This window comes from Streptomyces sp. NBC_00009, from assembly GCF_045040855.1.
GTDB classification, from domain to species: Bacteria; Actinomycetota; Actinomycetes; order Streptomycetales; family Streptomycetaceae; genus Streptomyces; species Streptomyces aureus.
On sequence record NZ_CP108312.1, the window covers coordinates 817,092 to 839,681 of the forward strand.

Annotated in this window: 21 protein-coding genes and 5 pseudogenes; 11 read left to right on the forward strand and 15 right to left on the reverse strand. The window is 68.2% G+C overall.

Annotated elements, in window-relative coordinates:
* Nucleotides 1-33 precede the first annotated feature (33 nt).
* The gene (locus OHA58_RS03755) at nucleotides 34-471 is read right to left on the reverse strand and encodes a hypothetical protein (RefSeq protein ID WP_405476363.1); all 438 of its coding nucleotides are present in this window, start codon (nucleotides 469-471) and stop codon (nucleotides 34-36) included.
* A gap of 143 nt (nucleotides 472-614) precedes the next feature.
* On the opposite strand from OHA58_RS03755, the pseudogene OHA58_RS03760 reads away from it, so the two are divergent.
* Nucleotides 615-1,383: pseudogene (locus OHA58_RS03760) on the forward strand (transposase); the annotation flags it as partial.
* Nucleotides 1,384-1,482: 99 nt separating this feature from the next.
* Here the strand turns inward: OHA58_RS03760 and OHA58_RS03765 are convergent.
* Both OHA58_RS03765 and OHA58_RS03770 read right to left on the reverse strand, forming a co-directional pair.
* Nucleotides 1,483-1,731, reverse strand: coding sequence for a hypothetical protein (locus OHA58_RS03765; protein ID WP_405476366.1), 249 nt, complete (start codon nucleotides 1,729-1,731; stop codon nucleotides 1,483-1,485).
* A complete protein-coding gene (locus OHA58_RS03770; protein WP_405476368.1) occupies nucleotides 1,724-2,077 on the reverse strand; it encodes a hypothetical protein in 354 nt (117 codons plus the stop codon). The genes OHA58_RS03765 and OHA58_RS03770 overlap by 8 nt, the downstream gene beginning before the upstream one ends.
* A 160-nt stretch (nucleotides 2,078-2,237) precedes the next feature.
* Between OHA58_RS03770 and OHA58_RS03775 the strand changes: the two genes are divergently transcribed.
* Together OHA58_RS03775 and OHA58_RS03780 are read left to right on the forward strand one after the other, a co-directional pair.
* Nucleotides 2,238-2,417: a DUF6233 domain-containing protein gene (locus OHA58_RS03775; protein ID WP_405476370.1), complete on the forward strand. Its 180-nt coding sequence runs from the start codon at nucleotides 2,238-2,240 to the stop codon at nucleotides 2,415-2,417.
* A 129-nt stretch (nucleotides 2,418-2,546) separates the two neighbouring features.
* Nucleotides 2,547-2,717: a hypothetical protein gene (locus OHA58_RS03780; RefSeq protein ID WP_405476373.1), complete on the forward strand. Its 171-nt coding sequence runs from the start codon at nucleotides 2,547-2,549 to the stop codon at nucleotides 2,715-2,717.
* Nucleotides 2,718-2,855: 138 nt separating this feature from the next.
* Here the strand turns inward: OHA58_RS03780 and OHA58_RS03785 are convergent, their stop codons facing one another.
* From OHA58_RS03785 to OHA58_RS03815, 7 genes are all read right to left on the reverse strand, one after another.
* A complete protein-coding gene (locus OHA58_RS03785) occupies nucleotides 2,856-3,023 on the reverse strand; it encodes a hypothetical protein (protein ID WP_405476376.1) in 168 nt (55 codons plus the stop codon).
* Nucleotides 3,024-3,050: 27 nt separating this feature from the next.
* On the reverse strand, nucleotides 3,051-3,341 hold the full coding sequence (locus OHA58_RS03790) for a hypothetical protein (protein ID WP_405476377.1): 291 nt from the start codon (nucleotides 3,339-3,341) through the stop codon (nucleotides 3,051-3,053).
* A 712-nt stretch (nucleotides 3,342-4,053) separates the two neighbouring features.
* Entirely contained in the window at nucleotides 4,054-4,638 is a 585-nt protein-coding gene (locus tag OHA58_RS03795; RefSeq protein ID WP_405476380.1) for a zinc-binding dehydrogenase, read from the reverse strand.
* The gene (locus OHA58_RS03800; protein WP_405476383.1) at nucleotides 4,638-4,844 is read right to left on the reverse strand and encodes a hypothetical protein; all 207 of its coding nucleotides are present in this window, start codon (nucleotides 4,842-4,844) and stop codon (nucleotides 4,638-4,640) included. Before OHA58_RS03800 ends, OHA58_RS03795 begins: the two co-directional genes overlap by 1 nt.
* 246 nt (nucleotides 4,845-5,090) lie before the next feature.
* A complete protein-coding gene (locus OHA58_RS03805; RefSeq protein WP_405476386.1) occupies nucleotides 5,091-5,939 on the reverse strand; it encodes an alpha/beta fold hydrolase in 849 nt (282 codons plus the stop codon).
* A gap of 87 nt (nucleotides 5,940-6,026) precedes the next feature.
* Entirely contained in the window at nucleotides 6,027-7,484 is a 1,458-nt protein-coding gene (locus OHA58_RS03810) for an amidase family protein (protein WP_405476389.1), read from the reverse strand.
* A 183-nt stretch (nucleotides 7,485-7,667) separates the two neighbouring features.
* Nucleotides 7,668-8,213: a DUF302 domain-containing protein gene (locus tag OHA58_RS03815; protein WP_405476392.1), complete on the reverse strand. Its 546-nt coding sequence runs from the start codon at nucleotides 8,211-8,213 to the stop codon at nucleotides 7,668-7,670.
* Between the two features lie 285 nt (nucleotides 8,214-8,498).
* Here OHA58_RS03815 and OHA58_RS03820 point away from each other — a divergent pair, with 285 nt between their 5' ends.
* Entirely contained in the window at nucleotides 8,499-9,104 is a 606-nt protein-coding gene (locus OHA58_RS03820) for a TetR/AcrR family transcriptional regulator (protein ID WP_405476393.1), read from the forward strand.
* Between the two features lie 152 nt (nucleotides 9,105-9,256).
* Nucleotides 9,257-10,008 (forward strand): annotated as a pseudogene (locus tag OHA58_RS03825) (IS5 family transposase); the annotation flags it as partial.
* 26 nt (nucleotides 10,009-10,034) lie between these two features.
* Here the strand turns inward: OHA58_RS03825 and OHA58_RS03830 are convergent.
* A pseudogene (locus OHA58_RS03830) lies at nucleotides 10,035-10,283 on the reverse strand (integrase core domain-containing protein); the annotation flags it as partial.
* A gap of 12 nt (nucleotides 10,284-10,295) precedes the next feature.
* Nucleotides 10,296-11,087 carry an SDR family NAD(P)-dependent oxidoreductase gene (locus OHA58_RS03835; protein WP_405476396.1) on the reverse strand — a complete coding sequence of 264 codons (792 nt, stop codon included), beginning with the start codon at nucleotides 11,085-11,087 and terminating at the stop codon, nucleotides 10,296-10,298.
* A gap of 72 nt (nucleotides 11,088-11,159) precedes the next feature.
* Here OHA58_RS03835 and OHA58_RS03840 point away from each other — a divergent pair, with 72 nt between their 5' ends.
* Nucleotides 11,160-11,615, forward strand: coding sequence for a MarR family winged helix-turn-helix transcriptional regulator (locus OHA58_RS03840; RefSeq protein ID WP_116507027.1), 456 nt, complete (start codon nucleotides 11,160-11,162; stop codon nucleotides 11,613-11,615).
* 477 nt (nucleotides 11,616-12,092) lie between these two features.
* Here the strand turns inward: OHA58_RS03840 and OHA58_RS03845 are convergent, their stop codons facing one another.
* A complete protein-coding gene (locus OHA58_RS03845) occupies nucleotides 12,093-13,040 on the reverse strand; it encodes a zinc-binding alcohol dehydrogenase family protein (protein ID WP_405476400.1) in 948 nt (315 codons plus the stop codon).
* A 122-nt stretch (nucleotides 13,041-13,162) separates the two neighbouring features.
* Between OHA58_RS03845 and OHA58_RS03850 the strand changes: the two are divergent.
* The 3 genes and pseudogenes from OHA58_RS03850 to OHA58_RS03860 all read left to right on the forward strand — a co-directional run bounded on the left by OHA58_RS03850 (nucleotide 13,163) and on the right by OHA58_RS03860 (nucleotide 15,704).
* A pseudogene (locus tag OHA58_RS03850) lies at nucleotides 13,163-13,911 on the forward strand (SDR family NAD(P)-dependent oxidoreductase).
* Nucleotides 13,912-13,996: 85 nt separating this feature from the next.
* Nucleotides 13,997-14,593: a TetR/AcrR family transcriptional regulator gene (locus OHA58_RS03855; protein ID WP_405484741.1), complete on the forward strand. Its 597-nt coding sequence runs from the start codon at nucleotides 13,997-13,999 to the stop codon at nucleotides 14,591-14,593.
* Between the two features lie 175 nt (nucleotides 14,594-14,768).
* Nucleotides 14,769-15,704: pseudogene (locus OHA58_RS03860) on the forward strand (integrase core domain-containing protein).
* Nucleotides 15,705-15,856: 152 nt separating this feature from the next.
* Here OHA58_RS03860 and OHA58_RS03865 read toward each other — a convergent pair.
* The gene (locus OHA58_RS03865) at nucleotides 15,857-16,888 is read right to left on the reverse strand and encodes a glycoside hydrolase family 5 protein (RefSeq protein WP_389710109.1); all 1,032 of its coding nucleotides are present in this window, start codon (nucleotides 16,886-16,888) and stop codon (nucleotides 15,857-15,859) included.
* 602 nt (nucleotides 16,889-17,490) lie between these two features.
* On the opposite strand from OHA58_RS03865, the gene OHA58_RS03870 reads away from it, so the two are divergent.
* On the forward strand, nucleotides 17,491-20,349 hold the full coding sequence (locus OHA58_RS03870; RefSeq protein WP_405476402.1) for a family 43 glycosylhydrolase: 2,859 nt from the start codon (nucleotides 17,491-17,493) through the stop codon (nucleotides 20,347-20,349).
* A 112-nt stretch (nucleotides 20,350-20,461) separates the two neighbouring features.
* On the opposite strand, the gene OHA58_RS03875 is transcribed toward OHA58_RS03870, so the two are convergent.
* A complete protein-coding gene (locus tag OHA58_RS03875) occupies nucleotides 20,462-21,547 on the reverse strand; it encodes an integrase core domain-containing protein (RefSeq protein ID WP_405476405.1) in 1,086 nt (361 codons plus the stop codon).
* Nucleotides 21,548-21,658: 111 nt separating this feature from the next.
* Here OHA58_RS03875 and OHA58_RS03880 point away from each other — a divergent pair, with 111 nt between their 5' ends.
* Nucleotides 21,659-22,345: a hypothetical protein gene (locus OHA58_RS03880; RefSeq protein WP_405476408.1), complete on the forward strand. Its 687-nt coding sequence runs from the start codon at nucleotides 21,659-21,661 to the stop codon at nucleotides 22,343-22,345.
* Nucleotides 22,346-22,590: the final 245 nt, after the last annotated feature.

Sequence of the window (22,590 nt, forward strand, 5' to 3'; positions counted from 1 at the left end):
CCCGCGCCTGGTTCTCCTGGGAGTTTCCACTGCTCACGTCGCCCCCTGCGGCCCATTGCCCACGTGGATGTCGCCGGAGGCCGTGATGTTCTGCGTGCCGCTCCCGATGTTGGTGTTGTTCTGGACGAAGCCGGGTACTGCCTGCGGCGTCCGCTGCCGCACGGCGGCGATCAGTTCCCGCAAGTCCGCAGCGCACTCCGGGTGTTCGTGCAGCAGATCACGCAGCTCCTCCGCCCAGCGCTCCGCGGCCGCACGCTGCGCCGCCGGACGCCCGGCGTCCTCGACATCGTCGAGTCGGCCCACCGAGCGCTGGATCCGGTTCTCCTCCGCCTGCACCGCATCGGTCCCGGCGCCCCGGCTGAAAAGCCGGGCGAAGCCCGCTCTGGCAGATGCCCAGGCGTCGGTGGCCGCAGCTCCCACCAGCGCTGCTCCGCCGCCGGCCGCAAGGCTCGACAAAGTGTCCGGAAGCATGCAAGTCCCTTTCGTGGGCACGCTGTTGACTCTCTCACCCGAAAGCTGAGATGAGGAGTGAGAAAGTTACTCCCGTTCACTTCATGTTGCCAATCCTCATGTGAGACGGGTGGCCCGTCGGGACCCACGGCGCCGCTCACCGCGCGAACCACATCACCGTCGCCCAACTGGCCTTGGCCCAGCTGCCGGAGAAGTACCGGCGCGGGCGTCGGACCCTGATCCGCACCGACTCGCGGGCGGCACCTACGACTTCGTCGCCTGGCTCGCTCAGCGGGGACGGTGGCTGTCCTACTCGGTCGGCATGGTAGTCACCGAGGCGATCCACCAGCATGTGCTGAAGGTTCCGGCATCGGCCTGGACGGCGGCCGTCGAGGCGAACGGCGAGATCCGTGACGGTGCCAGGGTCGCTGAACTCACCGGCAACGTTCTGGACGGCTGGCCGGAGGGCATGCGGCTGATCGTCAGGAGGAACGACCGCACCCTGGGGCCCAGTTGCGGCTCACGGATGCGGACGGCATGCGGCTGACCTGTTTCGCCACCAACACCTCGGGCCGGCCGATCGCCGAGCTCGAGCTCCGTCACCGGCTGCGGGCCCGAGCCGAGGACCGCATCCGCGCCGCCCGGGCCACCGGCCTGCGCAACCTGCCCCTGCACCGCACCGCCCAGAACCGGATCTGGCTGGAGATCGTCCAGATCGCTCTCGACCTGCTGGCCTGGATGCCGATGCTCGCCCCGACCGGCAAGGCCAGGCTCTGGGAGCCCCGCCGACTACGGCTCCGCCTGTTCAGCGCGGCCGGACAGCTCGTGACCACCGGCCGTCAGCGAATCCTCCGCCTGGCGCGCCACTGGCCCTGGACCGGTCACATCACCGCAGCCCTCGACCGGCTCAGCCAACTGCTCGACCCTGGCTGACCAGCAGATTCCCCGTCCCTACGACAGCAGCTCAACACCCGGAGCAGTGGAACCCGGCGCCATCCCGAGGCGACACTCGGGCCCTGAGTCTGCCCAGCCTCAGCCCACGGCACGAAAACGGTCCACCGTCACCGTCGGCGGACCGTCACGAAACTTCGAGGCTAGTTCGATCCGCATGCCGTCCGCCGCCTGCTCGGCGAGCGCGATGCGGGCGCCGGGCATCACGCTGTAGCTGCCGATCCACGAGGTGAACTTGCGCTCGGCCGTCGCGCGGCCTGCCCACCAGCCGTTCATGACGGTGCCGTTCGCGGTCGCGGTGAGGGTGAGGTGGTAGCGCTGATCATCCACGGGCGCACTCTGCTTCCGTGAGCGGGGCGGCGAGGAGCGCCGCGTCGACGCCGGCCTGACGTACCGCGTCACGCAGGGTCAACAGGGCCTCCGACTCGGGTACGCCCACGCCGCTCTTCTTGGTGACGGCGATCATGTGGGGCGTGCACTTGTCGATCCAGCGGGGGCCGAAGCCGGGGACGTCGGCGACGCTCGTGGCGGTCGCGGGCCGGCCGCAGGAGACGCAGGGCTGCGGAGTGCGGCCGATGCGGGCGAAGGCTTCCGCTGCGGTGGCTGTCGAGCTCGGGGCGGGCGGGAGCTGGGCCGGGTCTACGCCGAGGACCTGCAGCATCTCGGTCACGTCCATCGCTGCTCCGCTCTGCTCGCCCCCTGGGTGCCATGGTCGGCGAGCGGCCATAGCATCGAACATGTGAACGACTTGCCGCCCGACCTGCCGCGCCTCCGGACCCTGGAGACGTGGCTCGCCATGAGCCTCGAGCACGTCTGGCGGACCGCCAGCCCCGGACTTGCTCATCGAGATGGGCCTCGGCGGGCGCGACCCCGTCTACGTCCACGTCGGCGGCTGCCACATGGCGGGCAATCGGTCCCGCGGCGTCGACCGAGATCAGGTGTTGCGTGCGCTCACCGAGGGCGTGGCCGCTTGTCCGCACCGCCGGCCGGACACGGAACTCGACGTGCTGGACTGAACATCGAGATCCTGGACGTCGGCTGGCTCGGCTGACGCCCCCACAGGGCGAGCCCTTCCGTATGTGCCGAGGCACCCCTACCATCGCACCTCTCGGGTCACCGGGCGGTGATCTGTATTGGGGGTACAGATGGGGTTCTTGATCGGCATCTTGTTGATCGTCTTCGGCGCTCCGCTCGTCGGACTCATGGGCCACTGGCTTGAGAACGCAGGCCATGATGCCGCCGGAAGGACGATCTCCGTCGGCGGGTATGTAGTGGTGCTGGGCGTGGCAGCCTGGCTGATCATCGGCAGCTTCTGACCACGCCCGGCTGGGGCGGGTCGATGCGCACGGAATACGCCCATGCCTGCCCGCACTGCCGGTCGGATACGGAGCTCGGCGTGCCGGACTAGGTGCTGGTAGCGCTCTTCGGGCTCGGCCGCGCTACTCGGCTCAGGGTCACTTGAGCTTGTCGATCACGTTTTTCTCCGCTTCCGAGAGTCGTTTCATGATGTTGCCCAGGATCAACTGCGCCTTGGCCTTCCGGTCCAAGAACATTTGAAGCCTGCGGGACTCGAGTTCGTCCTCGCCCTCGGGACCGTGGTTTCCCTGTCGATCTTGCGCCACGATCTTTCCCTCCCTGCGGGGCGGCGGTCATGCGCCGCGGGCACGGCGGGCCGAGGCCTTCTTCGCCGTGGTCTTCTTGGCGGCCGTCTTCTTCGCGGGCTTCTTAGCCGCGGCCTCCTTCTTCGGCAGCTCGTGCACTGTCGCGTGGTCGCCGCTCTCGCCGCGGGAGGCCTTCGCCTTCTGCACGGACTCCTGGAGTGCGGCCATCAGGTCGACGACCGCCCCGGTCGGTGCCTCCTTCTCTTCCGCGTGCGGGGGCTCCTTGCCCCGCGCCCACTTCATCGCTCCGGAGCGCTGGTACGACCTGCAATGCCGCACGCGCGCGAACCACCTCCCCGACATCACCCACGCCCACCGCTGGATCTTCCACACCCTGACCGGCACGCCCCCGGGCCTCGCGCACCCGGCCATCGCGCCAACGACACCATCACAGCGCCAGCAGTACCTGCGATTTCGCTGGCGCATCCTGCCTGCGGAGGCCGAACTCCTCACCCGCACCGCGCGCACGATCCTCAACGAGCACGGCATCGACGAACCCGTGCAATGGGCTCCACGCCTCGACGCCGCCACCTTGCGACCTCTACGCCTGCCGGGTCCCGAGCCGGACAACATCACCGCGGCCCGGCTGCACCGGGTCATCCCGTCCGGGGGACTTCTCCATCGCTCAGGTCGCCCAGGGGCTCAACACCACCACGGCGCACGTCATTTACCTGCTGTCCCGGCATCCGGTCGACTGGAGTCCTCCCCGGTTCCGGCGCACCCAGCACACCGCCACCCGCATCGGGCAATGGCGGATCGGGTACGAACAGGACCACCTGTCCCTCCAGGACATCGCAGATCGTGAAGGAACGAGCCTGGCCACCGTGCGGCTGGCCTTCCTGAAGAACGACGTCCCGATCCGCCCACCCGGAACCTTCGCGCGCCGCCGGAGACAGGGATGAAGCAGCCGGGGCAGCCCCGCTGGCCCAGCCGTTCCTGCTGAAGGCCGTGGCAGAGGGGCAGACACCGCTGTATCGAACAGCAAGTGAGGTCAGGGCAGCTGAGGAAGGGAGCGGGTACCGGCGTGCGCGTTCCGCCGCCTTCCGTGTCCTGCCGACCGGCGCCTCGAGGTCGTTCCTGGTTCAGGGAAGATGGGCTTGGGCTGCGGCGTCGAGTGGGTAGCGGTGGCCGATTCCAGGGTCGAGGTTCTTGTTCCGTACCAGGTCGAAGAGGTCGGCGCTGTGGCGCAGGAGCGCCTCGCGAGTGGGGATGTGGTCACGGAAGACCGATAGGAGATCTTGATGCTGCGGGGCAGCTCTCGCATGTTGACCACAGGTGCCGCACCCAGGACCGCCCCGTAGTAGAGCAGCAGTCCGTGCCGACGGAGCGCGCTCATGGACGCGCGGAAGGTGGTCTCGCCGCCGCCGTCGAAGACGACATCGACACCCTCCCCGCCGGTCACATCCAGCACCGGCTCAACGAACGCGTCACCGGTGGACAGCACGATATGGCCGGCGCCGGCACGGCGGGCGGTGTCGGCCTTCTGCGCACCGGACACGATGCCGATGACGGTACCGCCGCGGGCCTTGATGAGTTGGGTCAGTTTCTGCCCGAGGCCGCCGGCCGCGGCGTGCACTACGGCTCGTCGATGCGGTCCATCGCTTCCCCGCTCTGGAGGAACAGGCCGAGCCGGTCGGCGAGGAACATGCGGACCACTGCGACGCCGTCGGCCAGGGCGGTGTCCACGTTGAAGTCGGCGCGCGCCTTCTCTGTCTCCTTGAGCACGGCGGGGATTGCGTACGCCTGCTGCTCCGGGATGAGGCCCTCCCCTCCTTTCTCCACTTCGCGTACGGGATGGGACCGGCTGCGTCGCGGCGGGCGCGGTGCTGTCCGGTCGGCCGGCCGCCCCCAGTGCGGCAGGCGCGTCCCACGACCGCCTTACAGGTCGGGCATTCGACACTGCGGATCCAGGAGCGCACAAGCTCCACATGGGCGTCGGACTTGAGATGCCGTCGCCACTCGCCACCCCATGGGATGCTCTGCGGTTCGCTCCACCAACATCCGATCGGTGGGCTACAGCCTGGCGGATCAGTTGCGGAGGAAGTCCAGGGCTTGCTGCACGAACACCTCGTGATACTGGAAGATGCCGCCGTGGCCGGAGTCGGGGTAGACGGCAAGCTTGGCGGCGGGCAGCAACTGGGCGAGGCGGAGGGTACCGGTCGCTGTGGGCCACATCGTGTCGTTGTCGCCGTTGACGACGAATGTGGGCTGCTTCAGGGCTGCCAGGCCGGTCGGCGAGGTGTCCTGCTCCCACGCAGTGAGCGCGGTGAGCTGGGCGCCGATGGTCTCGTTGGAGATCGGGGCGTCGCGGTCGTCGGTGGTGCGCTGGTCCAGGCGGGCGAGGAAGGCATCCGCGGCTGCCTGGCCGGCCGGTGACGGCTCGAAGAACAGGAAGTGCTTGGGGTGCTTGCCCTGCTCGGTCGCCTGCTGGATGGCCGCCTGGAGGGTGGCGCCGGTGGCAGCCGGGCCCTGGGCGCCGGCTGGCGTGGTGGCGGCCAGGATGATCCGGCGGACGCGGTCGGGGTACTGCTGGGCGACGACCTGGGCGACTATGCCGCCCAGTGAGTAGCCGAGCAGGTCGACCGCGTCCACGCCGAGGGCGTCCAGGAAGGCGACGGTGTCGTCGGCCATCGCCTCGAAGGTGTCGGGCGTGGTCCCGCCGGAGCGGCCGACTCCGCGCAGATCGACCAGGATCACGCGCCGCTCGGCCGCCAGGCCGTCAATCACGGCGGGGTCCCAGTCGTCCAGCACCGCGGTGACGTGGTGCAGGAGAACCAGCGGAACGCCCTCGCCCGTTCCCACCTCTCGGTAGGCGAACGGGGTTCCTGCGACGTCCACGGTCTTCGTGGGAGCCGATGTTGCGGTTAGTTCGGACATGGTGAGGTCCTTCCCTCGTACTCGGTGTCGGCGGGACTGCCTGAGTCGTCGGCGTGTGTCCGATTGACTCGGTGGGCGGTGTGGGGTTCAGGCGGGCGTGGGCAGAGCGTCGAAGAGGGACTCCACTCGGCGGGCGAGGTCGAAGAGGTTGCTGTCCTCGCCGTGGGCGGCATCGATTTCGAGGCCGATGGGCAGGTCCTTGGTGCTGAGGCCGATGGGGATGCTGATGCCGGGCAGGCCTGCTCCGCTGGTGGGGATGGTGTTGTAGGCGAGGAACCGGTCGTCTACCTGGTGGCCAGCGATGGTGAAGTTCGATCCGTGTTCGATCAGGGGTGCGGGGCAAGGTGTGGTCGGGAAGAGCAGTGCGTCGGCCGCGTTGTGGGTGAATACCTGGCCGAGTCGGCGCTGGAGTTGCGGGCGTTCGGCAGCCAGGGCCGACTCGTAGCCTTCGTCGGAGAGGTAGCCCGGCCCGCCCGGGACGACGACCTGGCTCCAGATCGCCTTGAGCTGGGGCTTGATGTCGCTGTAAATCTCATCGAACGTGACAGGGAAGCTGTTGCGGGCGACGAATTGCGTGACCGCCTCCCGCATCTCGCGGAAGAAGAAGTTCCACGTCAGCTGGTTCGTCGTGTCCATGAAGTCGTCGCCGAGGTCGATTTCGACGACGTCGGCGCCAGCGTCGCGAAGGCATTCGAGCGCGGCGGTGAAGTGGGCTGCGGTCTCGGGGTCGATCACCTTCATGTACTGCCGGGGGGCGTGGGCGAACCGGACCCCACGCAGGTCGGAGCGCTGCGACATGGGGGCGGTGGTGTCCCGCGTAACAATCTGGTCGAGCAGCGCGCAGTCCTCGACGCTGCGGGCGAGGATGCCGGTGGTGTCGAGGGTGTGGGAGATCGGGCCGACGCCGCCTCCGGGCCAGCGGCCGTTGGTGGGCTTGTAGCCGACCACGCCACACAGGGACGCGGGGACTCTGATGGAGCCCACCGTGTCGCCGCCGGTCGATGCGGGGACGATGCGGGCGGCGACCGCCGCCCCGGAGCCGCTGGAGGACCCGCCGGGGACATGGGCGTGGCTGTAGGGGTTCTTCACCTGACCGTACGTGCTGTTGTGCCCGGTCAGTCCGAAGGACATCTCCACGAGATTGTTCTTGCCGAAGACGATGCCCCCGGCATTCCGGAGTGCAACGACAACGTCGGCGTCATGCTTCGGGACGAAGTCCTTCAGGTTGCCCACGCCGAGCGTGGTGCGCACACCAGCGGTAGCGTAGCTGTCCTTGATCCCGATCGGGACACCGAGGAGGGGAGCAGTGGAACCCGCGGCGCGGGCCTTGTCCGCCTCCTCCGCCGCAGCCAGCACTGCGGACTCGTCGATGGTGATGAAAGAGTTCAGGTCGGCATGCTTGCGTGCGCGCCGCAAAAGTGCGGAAGCGTACGCCTCGGACGTGATGTCGCCGTTACGGATCGCGCCAGCGGCCGCCGCCACGCCGAGCTCAACCAGCTCGTCATCACCCGACGCTGTACCCACGGTCGTGTCCTTGTCCTGCATGATCTTCTCCTCGAATTTGAGTAACTGTCGATAAGCGATCAACACTTCCGCTTTCCGACAATCGGCCCCTGCATGTCGATCACGATAGGAACTGCGGGATGCTCACAATGCAGGGAAATGGGCAACCTGCCCGAACAATTGCGGGGTCTTCGCTCTCATCGGGCCTGCGCGTGCCTCCCCTACTCAGCGGACATTCGCTGCGGCTGCGGAAAGGGCAGGCGGGATGGTCACGTCCAGGACCTTCAGCAAGTTGACGACCTTGCGGTCCAGTTCCTGGCCGACGGCGGCGATGTCAGGAACGTCGAAGCTGGAGAAGCGAGTGCTGGGCTGGTCGATGGAGAACAGCGTGGCGCCCTGCCGGTCCTGATGGATCGCTGTACGCAGCGGGGCGTAGAGCATCACCGCCGGGTCGTGCCGGTACATGCGCTCGGCGATGGTGTGATTTCCCATCAGGTAGCTGGCGCAGAGTCCCGGGTTGCCGGCCAGCCGCATGGTCGCCCCAACATCGGTGCTCCAGAATCGCATGAATCCGTGCGGAGCGTTCTCCGCGGCGGCGGCGACCACGGTGTCCCAACTCGCTCGCTCGGTGCGGAGCTGCGTCATCCGATCGATGTCCAATACCGGTACAGCAGCTTCGTACCGGGCTCGGAAATCCTCGAAGGACGTTCCTGTGTCGATCGACCACCGGACGACCTCGTGGGGAACTGCGACGAAGTTCTGAGTGGGCATGTTCGTTCCTTTCCGACGTGCCTGTGTGAAGAAATGCAGGATCTGGATCCCAGACCACGAGAGCGCAACCCAAGCACCCGAATCACCGAGTGGTCCTGTTCCTGCGTCGCTGCGACCTCATGGGGAGCGTTCGAGCGGCACCTGACCGGCCGGCGCGTGGCAGCGATCCTCGCCGCCACGCGGCGCGATGCAGGCTACGCGCAACACTCCTCGAAGTAAAGCGATCGCTGTACTTCAACCTAGCACGACCTTCCCGCAAAGTAAATCGATCGCTATACTTGCGGCATGGGAACGAGTGAGGCTATGGCCCGTGCGACCAAGGGCGGGCGGGGAGCGCGGGAGCGGATCCTGCGCGCCGCGGTCCAGTTGTTCGCGCGCGAGGGCATCCACGCGACGGGCATCGCGAAGCTGACAGAAGTGGCACATGTGTCGACGCGCACGTTCTACCAGCACTTCCCAAGCAAGGAAGCCCTGGTCAGCGCCTATGTGCAGCGCATCGAGTCCGACTCGGACGGGCCCATCGGCGTCGAGGCCGTTCTGGAACGCAGCGACCTCAGTGCCCGCGAGCGTCTCCTGGAACTGTTCGCCGACTCGCCGCCGCGCGTGGAGGTCGTACGCGGCTGCCCACTGCACAACACCGCCGTCGAGACAGCCGGGACGATGCCCGAGGCCGCGGCCCTGGTCGAGCGCCACAAAAGGGAGTTCACTGCCCGCCTGGTCAAAACGACCGCTGAGGCAGGCGCACGCGATCCCGAGACCCTGGGACGGCAGCTCGCGGTGCTGTTTGAGGGCGCCCGCGCGCTGTCCACTTCGCTCAACGACAGGCAGCCGTATCAAGACGTCCGAGAACTAGCCGAAACGCTGATCAACCAATCGACCGAACCGATCTGACGGCACCACGAACTCGCTGCGCATGGATACCAGTGCGGTCACACGGCACCGAGGCCGGAGGCTAACTGGCTCTAACAAAACCTGTTGATCATGTGACTGTTGGCTTGTCGGGTCGTTGGTCTGTTCATGGGGAACGTCAGTCGCGGCCGTGGATCGTGTCAGACGAACTGTGGTCGCTCATCGAGCCGTTACTGCCCAAGCCGGGCCCGAAGCTGGTCGAGGGCCGACCGCGGGTGCCGGATCGGCAAGCGTTCTGCGGGATCCTGTTCGTCCTGCACACCGGCATCCAATGGGAGTACCTGCCCCAGGAGTTGGGCTTCGGATCAGGCATGACCTGCTGGCGGCGCCTGGCCGCCTGGAACGAGGCCGGCGTGTGGGACCAGCTCCACGCGGTGCTGCTGAAAGAACTGCGGTCGAAGAACCAGCTGGACTGGTCGCGGGCGGTGATCGACTCCTCCCACGTCCGGGCGGCCCGGCGGGGCCCAAAAGCGGGCCCAGCCCGGTCGACCGCGCGCGTCCGGGCAGCAAGCACCACGTCATCACCGACGGGCAGGGCATTCCGCTCGCGGTGTCGCTGACCGGTGGAAACCGCAATGACGTCACGCAGTTGCTGCCCCTGCTCGACAAGATCCCCGCCATCGGCGGCGTCGTCGGCCGGCCACGGCATCGGCCCGACCTGCTCTTCGCTGACCGCGGCTACGACCACCACAAATACCGGCGCCTGGTGCGGGCACGTGGCATCCGCCCCGTGATCGCAGAACGCGGTCAGCCGCACGGCACTGGTCTGGGAGTCTTCCGTTGGGTCGTCGAGCGGACGATCTCCTGGCTGCACGGCTTTCGCCGCCTGCGCATCCGCTGGGAAAGACGCGACGACATCCACGAGGCCTTCCTCGGACTTGCCTGTGGGGATCGGAAAGTCATCGCTGCAGATCAAGCGGCGTATCGGTACTCGTTGATGACTCCGCCGAGGACGCATGTGCGCAGGAGCCGCCTGGGCTCGAGCTGGTGCGGGACTGCTGGCTGTTCCTGGGCCTCGGGCGGTCGTTGGTCCCGGGATCGGTGCGGCCGATGCCGGTTGTAGTGATTCCGGTACTCGGCGAGGACCTGTCGGGCGTGGGCCTCGTTCATGATCAGAACGTGGTCGAGAGCCTCGCGTCGGACGGTTCCGATCACTCGCTCGCAGTGGGCGTTCTACGCCTGCGGGCCGCGGTAGCGAGTTGCGGGGGTGGGCTGGTTGCCGCCGGTGAGCAGAGCGGACTCCGCGGCCAGCAGGGCTTCAAGGGCTGCGGCCTGGTTCTCCAGACCGGGTGCGCACACGGTCTCCCCCAGGCGCAGGCCGGCAAGGCTGGCCGAGGCGACGTCCTGCGGGGTCATCGCCCAGGGGATGTCGCGGCCGACACCTTCGTTCCACTCCGTGGCCACGACGCCGGGCAGCAGCAGCTGCGTACTGATGGGCGTGTCCGCGAGCTCACCTGTGAGGGTCCGGGTGAAGGCGACGGTGGCGGCCTTCGCCGCCGCGTAGAGAGTGCGTCGTGGTGCGCGGGGATCGTTGAGGCCGCCGCTGAAGGCCAGCAGCGAGGCCACCGTGATGATCGCGCCTTCTCCGGCGGCGAGCATTCCGGGAAGCGCGGCGCGGACCAGCTGAATGGGGGCCACGGCGTTGAGGGTGAGCAGGCGGTCGATGTCGGCGGGGTCGACTTCGACGAGCGGGGCGTAGCCGCCCGCGCCGGCGTTGCTGACCAGCAGGCGCACGTCCCCCGCGGCGAGACGGCCGGTGACAGCAGTGATGCCCTCGTGGGTGCCGAGATCGGCGGGCAGCACCTCCACGGCGGCACCCCGGGCGCGGAGCTCCTCTGCGAAGTCGCCGAGCCGGTCCGCGCGGCGCGCCACCAGGACGAGGTCGTGGTCATCCGCCAGCAGACGGGCGTATTCGGCGCCGATGCCGGAGGAAGCTCCGGTGATGAGAGCGATCGTGCGAGTCATACGCCGAGCATGCCTCAACCGTTAGCTTAGTGTCAAACGCTTGATGATTATGAAGTGTCGTACCCTTGGCAGGTGATACGTGATGACGAGGAGCCTGTGGGGCTCGGCGCGCTTGACCGGGTGACCTGGGCATTGCGCCGCGCGGAACTGGCGGTGCAGACGCTCAAGGAACAGCGGCTACGTCCGCTGGGCATGGCCGCCGCGCACTACACCCTGCTGATGTCGGTGCACAGCGAACCAGGGCTGGCCGGCGCCGAGTTGGCCCGCCGCCTCAACGTCACCCCTCAGGCCGTCGCCTCCCTCGTGGCACGCCTGGAGGGCCGCGGCCAGTTGGAGAGGCGCGAGCACCCGCGCCACCGGCACGTGCAGGAACTGCACCTCACCGACGCCGGGCGGGAGGCGCTGCGCGCGGCCGACCAGGTAATCGCCGACGTAGAGCGTCACATCACCGAGGGCCTGGGACCGGACCAGAGCGCACAGCTACGGACGCTGCTCGACCAGGTGAGCAAGACGGTGCGCAACGCCTGAGCTCGTCGGCCGGTCAAGGACAGGCTGGCGCGTCGGTGGCCTAGGCACGGCGCACGCCGCCCGCTCCCCCGGCGGTCTCGGCGCATCGTATGCCGCCGCCAGCGGGGTTCCAGCCGACCGCGGCACCGGTCGGCCCGCAGCGAAAGCAGCGACCACTCGCTCGAGGACCAGTCCACCGCCCTCGCCTCAAGGTCGACATCGGCACGGCGATCTCGTCCACGCACGGTCAATCCGTGCAGGGCGGAACGGATCCTGAACGGCGCGCCCTGCCGCCTCAAGCAGGTGGGTGCCGCAGCTTCCAGCGGTCCCCACCACCGCGAGCAACGGGGCAGAGCTTCTTCGCCCTCCGCTTCCGCCCCGGACGCTCCCTCCTCTCTTCTCACTGCGTCATGACGTCACGGGTACACCGGCGTCAGGACTCGTGCGTCGGCCGGCCACGGCCATCCGAACGAAGTTGCCGTTCAGTCAGGGGCCGGGTCACGGGACGAGGACGATCTTCCCCGTCGTATGCCCGGTCATGATCTGCCGATGCGCGGCGGCGGCTTCGCGCAACGGATGGCTGGCGGCGATCAGGACGCGCAGTCGCCCGGCCCCCGCGGCTTCGGTGAGCTGCAGGCGCGCAGCGGCGCGGACTTCCGTGCCGGGGTCCGCGCCGGGCCCGCCGCCCAGGAGCCTGATGCCGGCTCGGGCCCCGCGTTCGAACGCTGCGACGGTCGCGATGCGGGACCGGTCCGCCACCAGCTCCACCGAGACATCCACCGCCTCGTCGGTGCCCACCAGGTCAGCAGCCGCGTCGACTCCCTGCGGTGCCGCCGCGCGCACCCGGTCCGCCAGACCCGGCCCGTACGCGATCGGAATCGCCCCCAGGTCGCGCAGTACGTCGTGCTTGGCCGGGCTCGCCGTTCCCAGCACCCTGGCTCCGCGCTCGACGGCCAGTTGCACGGCCATCAGGCCGACGCCACCCGCCGCGCCGTGGACCAGCACCGAGTCGTTCTCACGTAGGCCGATCGCTTCGAGAACGTGCACAGCGGTGACGCCCGTGACCATCAGTCCTCCGGCCTGCTCCCAGGAGAGAGCGGCGGGCTTGGGCACCACCGACGAGGCCGGGACGATGAGTTCGGCGGCGTACGCGCCGGGCGCTCGGTACGCGATCACCTCGTCGCCGATCTGGATCGGACCGGCGGGGCCGGTCGCGTCGGCACCGACAGCGGTCACCACACCGGCCGCTTCGGCACCGAGCCGCATCGGCAGGTTCGCCGGATCGGTTCCGAAGGCGCCGCTGTACATCTTGTGGTCGAAAGGGTTGACGCCGACGGCGCGGACCTCGATGCGCACCTGACCCGGCCCGGGCTCCGCTACGGCGACATCGATCACCGACAGCACCTCGGGACCACCGTAAGCACGCGCTACTACTACTTCGCTCATGTCAGGGGAGAACGCGGTGCCGGAAGGCCCGATTCCCCATTGCGGTGACTTTTTTGAGCGGAGCGCTCCGCTCCGATAAGTTGGGCAGCCGATCACCCGACGCGGGAGGACATATGAACGCCATGACCAAACCCACGGCCCTGGTGACCGGCGGCAGCCGGGGAATCGGCGCTGCCACGTCACGGGAACTGGCGGCTCGCGGCTACCGCGTAGCCGTCAACTACTTCTCCCGCCGCGAGTCCGCCGACCAGGTGGTCAAGCTCATCGAGGCCGACGGCGGGGAAGCCTTCGCCGTACAGGCCGACGTGTACGACCCCACCCAGGCTGCCGAACTGCTGGAGCGCTCCGCGGTCGACGGGCGCTTGGACGTTCTTGTCTGCAACGCCGGTGCCCGCTTCATTCCCACCCCGGTTCAAGCCCTCGCCTGGGACGACTTCAGGACGAAGGTGACGGACGAGCTGGCATCCGTCTACACGCTCACCCAACAGACACTGGAACTCATGGGCGCCCAAGGGCGGGGCCGGATCGTGTATGTCTCCAGCGCCGTGGCCGACGGTCCGCCCGCCCCGGGCATGGCCGCCCACGGCACCGCCAAGGCCGCCCTGAACACCTTCGCCCGCTTCGTCGCCCACGAGGCAGGCCCGCTAGGCATCACCGTCAACGTCGTGGCACCCGGCTACGTCCGCACCGAGAGCAGCGCGCGTATGCCGCAGGAATTCCAACAGCGACTGGCTGCGAACACCCCCTGGGGCGGGTCGCGGAACCGGAGGACGTGGCCCGGGCGATCGCGATGCTCGTCGGTGAGCAAGCCGCCTTCGTCACTGGCGAGGTGCTCACTGTCGACGGTGGGTACGGCGTGGCACGCCGGTAGGGGAAAATACCTGTCCATGGGTGACACGCAGACCGGCAGACCGCGCGGCCGCCGGCGGGAGGCGGACCGCAACGACGCCCGCCTCATGCAGGCTGCGCGCGAAGTCTTCGCCGAGCTTGGCTGGGACGCCCCCGTCTCGGAGATCGCCCGCCGGGCCGGCATCGGCATGGGCAGCCTCTACCGCCGCTATCCCAGCAAGGAGCTGCTGGCCCAGCGGATGCGCGTCATGGGGATGGAACAGCTCGTCGCCCAGGCCCGCACAGCCCTCGCCGAGGAGCCGGACCCTTGGGCGGCCTTCGCCCGCTTCCTGCGGAACGCGCTCTCGGCCCACGGTGCAGTCGGTCCGCTGCTCCCGCTGGTGGGCGGCCGACTGCCGGCCACCGATGAGATCGTGGCCGCCTCCAGCCGGCTCCGGGCCGCCCTCGACGACTTGGTGGACGGCGCGCACCGCGCGGGCGTACTGCGCGCCGACTTCACTTCCGCCGACGTCCCCTTGCTGCTCGAACACCTCACCGCGCGGATCCCCGTCACCGACGAACGCGCCACCACGCTCCACCTGCGGTACCTGGACCTGATCCTCGCCGGACTGCGCACGTCGACCACCGACGGGCCCACCGCGTTGCTGAGCCCGGCTCCGGACTGGGCAGAACTCAGCGAGCTGTGGAACGCCTCCGAGGGCTGAGCCCTGCGCTCCCATAATGAATGCAGCGCCCCCGTGCTTTTGCTTCGCCGTTCTGCGCTTTTCCTTCTCACTGAGGGATCAACCGGATCCCCGGTGCATTGCGTGCCGGGGAAAATTTCTTCCCCCTCACACCGCGTCCTTCCGATGCAATGCTTCATCACGCGGCGAGCACGACATACGACAAGCCGCGCGACCATGTGCCGTTTCAGGGCCTCCGCGGGATGTGCTGCACAGGCTGCGACTGCTGGTCCGGCCGGACACGCTGCTGCGCTGGCACCGCGACCTGGCCACACGCCGCCTCGCTGCCGCGTCGCGCCCGAAGCGACCAGGCCGGCCTCGCACCGTGCACTCCATCCGCGCTCTGGTCCTGCGCCTGGCCCGGGAGAATCCCAACCGGGGCTACCGGCGCCTCCACGGCGAACTGCTCATCCTCGGCATGAAGGTGGCTGCCTCCACCGTATGAGAGATCCTCAAGGAGGCCGGAATCAACCCAGCGCCCGAACAGAACTCCAGTACCTGGGCAGACTTCCTACACTCCCAGACCGAGGCCGTGCTGGCGTGCGACTTCTTCGAGACGGTCCCCCTGTCCGGGGCGCGGATGTACGTGTTCGCGGTGATCGAGCACAGCACCCGACGGATCCGGATCCTGGGCGCGACTGCACACCCGACCCCTCTCTGGGTGACGCAGGCCGCAAAGAACCTGGTCATGGACCTCGAAGACGCCAGATCCAAGGCCAAGTTCCTGATCCGAGACCGGGACGGCAAGTTCCCCGAGCTGTTCGACGCCGTCCTGCGAGATGCGGGGATCGAGAGCATCCTCAGCGGCGTCCGGATGCCGCGGATGAACTCGGTCATGGAGAGATGGGTGCAGACCTGCCGGCGCGAGCTGCTGGACCGCACGTTGATCTGGAATCAGCGGCATCTGCTCCACGCCTTGCGCGAGTTCGAACAGTTCTACAACTCCCATCGGCCTCATCAGGGCATTGCGAACGCCCGCCCGCTACGTCCCCTGCCCGTGACGGTCGCCGATCCGGAGGAGCTCAATCGCCTCGACATACGAAGACGCGATCGCCTGGGCGGCATCCTCCACGAGTACCACCACGCCGCCTGACCTCGATGGATGAGGTTTCCGGCAGGCGCAGGGCTACCGCAGGGTGCACGGCGAACTCGCCACCCTCGGCATCCAAGTCGCCGCCTCCACCGTCTGGGGCGGCGCGGGGAGCGGCGCGGGCCGACTAGGCCCGCCCCGCTCGCACGCGGCCCTCAGTCCCCGACCGCCTCGCCGCGCCCCCACGCCCAGGCGAGCCTGTCCGCACCCGACTGATTGGTGGTGGCCAGCCAGGGGCGGTCCTCGGTGCCGGTCAGGGTCTGCAGCGAGTACGTGTCGTCGCTGCGCAGGCCGGGCCAGTAGACGGAGCCCATCTTCAGCTCGCGGAAGGTGTCGGTGACGGCCTGGAGGTAGTTGACGAAGTTGTCGTCCGGGGTCGGCACGTTGTAGTCGAGGCCGGTGGTCATCGGGGAGCCGAACTCGTCCGCGACCGTCCGGCCGGCGCAGTCGCCGATGCGTTCCTTGAGGTCGGCGACCCACTGGTCGTAGGTGGCGTACGACTTCCAGAAGCCATAGTGGTGCAGCGACAGATAGGTGCCGGCCAGGCGCGGGTCGGCGCAGACGGAGGTGACGTGGTCGTTGTAGCCGGCGCCGCTGACGAAGACCCGGTCGCGCGGGACGGAGGAGTAGGTGTCCAGCCACTTCGCGGCCAGGTCGGCCCACTCGGTCTCGGTGTAGCCGTGCGGCTCGTTCATGGGCTCGAAGTAGACCCGCGAGTCGTTCTTGTACGTGTCGACGACTCTGTTCCACATGGGCCAGTAGGTGGTGGTGTCGTCGATCAGGCCGTCCTTGCGCTCGCCCGTTCCCTCCCAGTAGGAAACGATCACCTTGAAGCCCTGGTCGGAGGCCGCGTCGATGACCCCCTGGTAGGAGTCCCAGTAACTGCCGTTCACCGTGTACGGGTTGATGGGAAGCCGGACGGTGTTGGCCCCGAGGTTGGCGCGGAAAGCCGAGATGATCCGCTTCGCCTTGCTGTACGTCTCGCGGTAGCTGTCGGTGGTCAACAGGCCGGAGAGCTGGAGCTCGTCGTCGGCGAAGTTGTCCCGGGGGTCGGCCCAGTTGACGCCCTTGAACCGGGTGGTGTCCGCTCGCGGGGCCGCGGTGGCGGGTCCGGCGGAGAGAGCGGCGACGCCGAGAGCGGCCGCCGCGACAGCCACGGCGGAGGAGATACGACGGGTTCGGGCCATGCGCACGGATATTCCCCTTCAGGAGAGAGCGACTCGGTGAACAGCGGTGCCGCATTGCCGGGTTGGGCGCGGGAAACGCGCGTACACACGCTGGGACAGGCGTGGGCCCGGCGTTGCAGGCAGACCCGGCCGCTGCCGATGTTTACGCAAACATCGCAGCGCCGGAATCGTCACATCCGGCCCCTCTGCCGTCAAGGTCTCGCGCAAGGCGGACCGTTGAGAACCGCTCGTTACTCATGACGCGCGGGCGGCTTGGCGTCGCGCTGCCCGCCGGGGGACGGGACGGGGGGTTGGTCCGGCTCGCAGTGAAGGTGCGGGCACTCGTGTCAGAGGGGCGCCAACTCGGGCTGAGCGGCGAGGAGATCATGGAGATGACGCGGGGCGGGCTGACCCCGTAGACCCACCGGAAGGCGTCCCTTATCGATGACTTTCCACTGTTTGCCGTTCGGTATATCGATCGTCCTTCGAGTTTTCGGACCAATCCGTGTCCGGGACCTTGACCGGGCCCCTGAGGGCTTCTTCACTGGCCAACGCCGACACCACCGCCACCCCCACGAGCTCTGCCCCCACGGGCTCCCCCCGCACCCCGAGGACCAGTACGTATGCCCCGTAACGGAACATCCCGTCTGCCCGCTGCCAACCTGTCGCGGCGGCACCTTCTCGTCACCGGAGCTCTCACTCTGGGGGCCGCGACGCTTGCCGCCCCGGCCCCCGCCCGTGCGGGGGACAAGAGCGCCGCCGCCTACGAGGGCTACCTCTTCGTCTACTTCACCGGTGAGGGCACCGCCGACGGCGAGCAGATCCGTTTCGCGCTCAGCCGCGGCGACGACCCGCTTCACTGGCGGGAGTTGAACGGTGGTGAGCCCGTGCTGACCTCCGCCCTCGGCGACAAGGGCGTACGCGATCCCTTCGTCATCCGGTCGCCCGAAGGGGACACGTTCTTTCTCATCGCCACCGACCTGAAGATCTACGGCGGGGCCGGCTGGGACTACGTCCAGCGGCACGGCTCCCGGTCGATCATGGTGTGGGAGTCGACGGACCTGGTGAACTGGTCCCAGGAGCGTTTGGTGCAGGTGTCTCCGGCGACGGCGGGCAACACCTGGGCGCCCGAGGCCTATTGGAGTGAGGAGGTCGGTGCGTACGTCGTCTTCTGGGCGTCGAAGCTGTACGCCGATGACGACACGGAGCACACCGGGGACACCTACAACCGGATGCTGTACGCGACGACCACGGACTTCGTGACGTTCAGCGAGGCCAAGGTGTGGAACGACCCCGGGTACTCGGTGATCGACTCGACGGTGATCGCGCACGACGGGACGTACTACCGGTTCACGAAGGATGAGCGGTCGGCGGAGCAGTCCTCGTGCGGGAAGTTCATCCTGGAGGAGAAGGCGACTGATCTGCTCGACACGGACTGGGACACGGTGTCCGAGTGCATCGGCAGCGGGGCCATGACGCAGGGTGAGGGGCCGCTCGTCTTCAAGTCCAACACGGAGGAGAAGTGGTACCTGTTCGTCGATGACTACACCGCGAGCGGCTACATGCCCTTCGAGTCGACGGACCTCACCGGCGGGGTGTGGACCAAGTCGGCCGAGTACCGGCTGCCCTCGGCCCCTCGGCACGGCACCGTGCTTCCGGTGACGAAGGACGAGTTCGACCGGGTCAACGCCAAGTGGGGCGTCGCCCCTGTCCTGGCCGACGCGGACGGGCTCGTCGCCCACTGGCCGCTGGACACCAGCGCCGACGACACCTCCGGGCACGGCTGTCACGGCACCGCCACCGGGGACATCAGCTGGGCCGAGGGGGCTCTCGTACTCGGCGGCGCGAGCGGGCACATCAAGCTGCCCGACAACATGCTGTCCGGGGTGGACGCCGTCACCGTGGCCGCCGATGTGTGGGTGGACAGCGATCAGGCGACGCCCTACTTCCTCTACGGGTTCGGGAACACCGCCTCCGCCACCGGCTACGGCAACGGCTATCTCTTCGCGACCGGCGGCAGCACCAGCAGCGGGTTCCGGGCCGCCCTGTCCGACGGCAACTGGAGCAAGGAACAGGAGACGAACGCCAACAGCGGCCTGGAGCACGGGCGTTGGACCAACGTCACGTACACCGTCGACGGGGACACCGCTCTGCTGTACCTCGACGGCGTTGTCGTCGCGCGCAACACCGCGATCACCCTCATGCCCTCGGACATCGGCGGCGGTCGCACCACGGCCAACTACCTCGGCCGATCGCAGTACACCTCCGACCACACCCTCAAGGGGCGGCTGCGGGACGTCCGGCTGTACAACCGGGCCCTGTCGGACGACGAGATCGCCGCGCTGCCCGCCAACGCGACCCGCGTCCGTGGCGTGGAGGTGAAGGAGCTCAAGGTTCCCGCCGCCATCGAGGGGGAGGGCGCCACCGTCGTCCTGCCGGTCATGCCGGGGACTGACCGGCGGCGGCTGAGGCCCAAGTTCACGCTCGCGCCCGGTGCGCGGATCAGCCCGGCGAGCGGGAAGCGGATGGATCTGCGCAAGCCGGTGACGTACACCGTCACCTCGGCGGCGGGCGCGCAGCGCGCGTGGAAGGTATCCGCGGTGGAGATGCGTACGCCGGTGCTGCCGGGGCTCTACGCCGATCCCAACATCGTCGCGTTCGGCGGGACGTACTACATCTACGCGACCACCGACGGGTTCGCCGGCTGGAGCGGCACTACCTTCAGCGTCTGGTCGTCGCAGAACCTTGTCGACTGGAAGGACGAGGGCGTCATCCTGGATCTCGGGAAGGACGTGGGCTGGGCGGATGCGCGCGCCTGGGCGCCCACCATCGCCGAGAAGGACGGGAAGTACTTCTTCTACTACTGTGCCGAGGCGAAGATCGGTGTCGCGACCGCCGACTCACCCACCGGGCCGTTCACGGACTCCGGCAAGGTCCTGATCGCGGCCAACCCGGACGGCGCCGGGCAGGCCATCGACCCGGCCGCCTTCACTGACGAGGACGGGCAGGCGTATCTGTACTGGGGTAACGGTTCGGCGTGGGTGGTCCCGCTCAATGACGACATGGTGTCCTTCGACTCGTCAAAGATGCAGCAGATCAAGGGACTTGAGGATTTCCGCGAGGGCACATTCGTCGTCCGGCGGGGGGACGTGTACCACCTGACATACTCGATCGACGACACCGGAAGCGAGAACTACCGCGTGGGATACGCCACTTCCGACTCCCCGAACGGGCCATTCACCTACCGCGGTGTGGTCTTGGAGAAGGACCCGGCCCAGGGGATCCTCGGCACCGGGCACAACTCCCTGCTCCAGGTACCCGGGACCGACGACTGGTACATCGCCTACCACCGCTTCGCGATCCCCGACGGTGACGGCACGCGCCGTGAGACGACCATCGACAAGGTGACGTTCGGGGCGGACGGGCTGATGCACCCCGTCACGCCCACGCTGGAAGGAGTGCGGCCGCAGCGTATCCCGTAAAGCCGGCCCCGGCGCCCGCCCCGAGGGGACGGTCGCCGGGGTGTGGGCTCATGCCTGGTCGCAAGGGGTCACCTGAGGTGACCTGTGGGGCTCGGAAAGTCATCGCTGCAGATCAAGCGGCGTATCGGTACTCGTTGATGACTCCGCCGAGGACGCGTGTGCGCAGGAGCCGACTGGGCTCGAGCTGGTGCGGGACTGCTGGCTGTTCCTGGGCCTCGGGCGGTCGTTGGTCCCGGGTTCGGTGCGGCCGATGCCGGTTGTAGTGATTCCGGTACTCGGCGAGGACCTGTCGGGCGTGGGCCTCGTTCATGATCAGAACGTGGTCGAGAGCCTCGCGTCGGACGGTTCCGATCACTCGCTCGCAGTGGGCGTTCATCCGCGGGGCCTGCGGCGCGCTGAGCAGCACGTCCGTCTCCTCGGCCTTGAAGACGGCATCGAAGGAGTCGGTGTACTTGGTGTCGCGGTCGCGGAGCACGAAGCGCAGGGAATCGAGGCGGGTGCCGAGGTCGGCGGCGAGGTTGCGGGCCTGCTGGGTCGCCCACTGAGCGGTGGGGTGGGCAGTCACGCCGGTGATATGCACTCTGCGGGTGCCGTGCTCGAGGAACACCAGCGCGTACAGTCGTCTGCCGGTGACCGTGTCCAGGTGGAAGAAGTCCGCGGCGATGATCCCCTCGGCCTGAGCGGCGAGGAACTCGCGCCAGCTGGGACCGGTCCGACGCGGGGCCGGGTCGATACCGGCCGCGTGCAGGATCTGCCACACCGTCGATGAGGCGATCGGATGCCCCAGCCCGGCCAGCTCGCCCTGGATTCTGCGATGCCCCCACCTCGGGTTCTCCCTCGCCAGGCGCAGCACCAGCCTCTTGAGCGCGGCCGTGGTGGGCGGTCGCCCAGTGCGTCGGCGTCGAGCGGAGAAGTCCCACTTCCTGGCGATCAGCCCGCGGTGCCAGGCCAGCAGCGTTCCCGGCGTGACCGGGAAGACGTCCCTCCAGCGGTGGCGCGGTATCAGCGACGACAGCGCGGCCAGCCAGAACCGGTCCGCGGGCTCGTAGCGGACCGGGCCGTTGAGCTGTCGCCGCAGCACCGTGTTCTCGTGCCGCAGCACCAGCAGTTCGGCGTCCTTGGCGGTGTCCCGGCGCAACAGCACCGCCGGTACGGACAGCAGCCCACGGGTGGCCCTGTAGAGCAGCGACACGATCATCCGCGCAGCATCCCAGTTGCCACGGACCCACTCTGGACCCGGCCTTCCACCTGCAGCGATGACTTTACGAGCCCCACAGGACCGATGCCTGGTGAACGATCAGGATCTGACTTGGCCTCGGTCGGCTTCGACTCCGCTTGGTGCGCCACCGACCTGGGTGAATACCGCCCCTGCCGCTACACCTACGAGTACTACCCCTACGAGAGCCTGCCGCCGCTCGACTCCACCGAGTTCACGGGCGCCTTTCAATGGCTCGGTGGTACCGGCGAACCTCTTCCCGAACAGGTCACGACCCTGAATCGCTTGGCAGAGAACCTTGCAGCCAAGGGCTTGACGCTGCCTCGGGACTTCGTCACCTTCGAGGCCGACTCGAAGCTGCACTGCTCGCTGGATGACGTCTCGGTGACCTGCTGCTGGACCGATATCTCAGAGCCCCTGCCCAGTCCGGTCGAGCCTGGTGCCTTCCTTGTGCGATTCCTGCGGGATCAACAGGACTGTGTCATCTGGTACCTCTACCTCCGTTCTTCGGGTGAGGCGTTCGTGGTGCACTCCTATCTCGACTACGAATACGAGTACGAGGCACGGCGCGATGGGGAAGAGACGGAGACCAATCTCGACGATCCGGAGGAGCAAAGGGCCGCAATCCTCTGGTGTGCACCTTCGTTCGAGGAGTTCGCCCATCGGTTCTGGATCGAGAACCGTCTCTGGCATGCCCTCAGCGGCAATGAGCTGTCCGGACTCGAGCCTCAGGTGCGTGACTACTTACGCCACTACGCGCCGCCCGGGATATCCACATGACCGTGAATTGAACGAGATCATGTGGGGGTGACAGAGCGGGTACGCGGTCCCGAGAGCGATGACGACGAGGGGCAGCGCCTGCTGCGGAGCATCCGTAGAGGCACCGGTTCGCTGGTGACCTGACGGCGGGCACAGATGGTGCTTGCCGCACGCTGGGCGATCCGACGGGCAGACTTGGGCAGGGCGACTGGCGTGGCCGGCTCAAGCGTGTGGCTGACTGTCGTCCAGCCCCAGGACTTGGCCGG

Coding starts and splice junctions, on each gene's coding strand:
- OHA58_RS03875 (WP_405476405.1), bottom strand. CDS start 21,547: ATGATCGTGTCGCTGCTCTACAGGGCCACCCGTGGGCTGCTGTCCGTA.
- OHA58_RS03805 (WP_405476386.1), bottom strand. CDS start 5,939: ATGTCCGAACTAACCGCAACATCGGCTCCCACGAAGACCGTGGACGTC.
- OHA58_RS03870 (WP_405476402.1), top strand. CDS start 17,491: ATGCCCCGTAACGGAACATCCCGTCTGCCCGCTGCCAACCTGTCGCGG.
- OHA58_RS03780 (WP_405476373.1), top strand. CDS start 2,547: ATGGGGTTCTTGATCGGCATCTTGTTGATCGTCTTCGGCGCTCCGCTC.
- OHA58_RS03865 (WP_389710109.1), bottom strand. CDS start 16,888: ATGGCCCGAACCCGTCGTATCTCCTCCGCCGTGGCTGTCGCGGCGGCC.
- OHA58_RS03755 (WP_405476363.1), bottom strand. CDS start 471: ATGCTTCCGGACACTTTGTCGAGCCTTGCGGCCGGCGGCGGAGCAGCG.
- OHA58_RS03845 (WP_405476400.1), bottom strand. CDS start 13,040: ATGAGCGAAGTAGTAGTAGCGCGTGCTTACGGTGGTCCCGAGGTGCTG.
- OHA58_RS03810 (WP_405476389.1), bottom strand. CDS start 7,484: ATGCAGGACAAGGACACGACCGTGGGTACAGCGTCGGGTGATGACGAG.
- OHA58_RS03820 (WP_405476393.1), top strand. CDS start 8,499: ATGGGAACGAGTGAGGCTATGGCCCGTGCGACCAAGGGCGGGCGGGGA.
- OHA58_RS03835 (WP_405476396.1), bottom strand. CDS start 11,087: ATGACTCGCACGATCGCTCTCATCACCGGAGCTTCCTCCGGCATCGGC.
- OHA58_RS03815 (WP_405476392.1), bottom strand. CDS start 8,213: ATGCCCACTCAGAACTTCGTCGCAGTTCCCCACGAGGTCGTCCGGTGG.
- OHA58_RS03855 (WP_405484741.1), top strand. CDS start 13,997: ATGCAGGCTGCGCGCGAAGTCTTCGCCGAGCTTGGCTGGGACGCCCCC.
- OHA58_RS03770 (WP_405476368.1), bottom strand. CDS start 2,077: ATGGACGTGACCGAGATGCTGCAGGTCCTCGGCGTAGACCCGGCCCAG.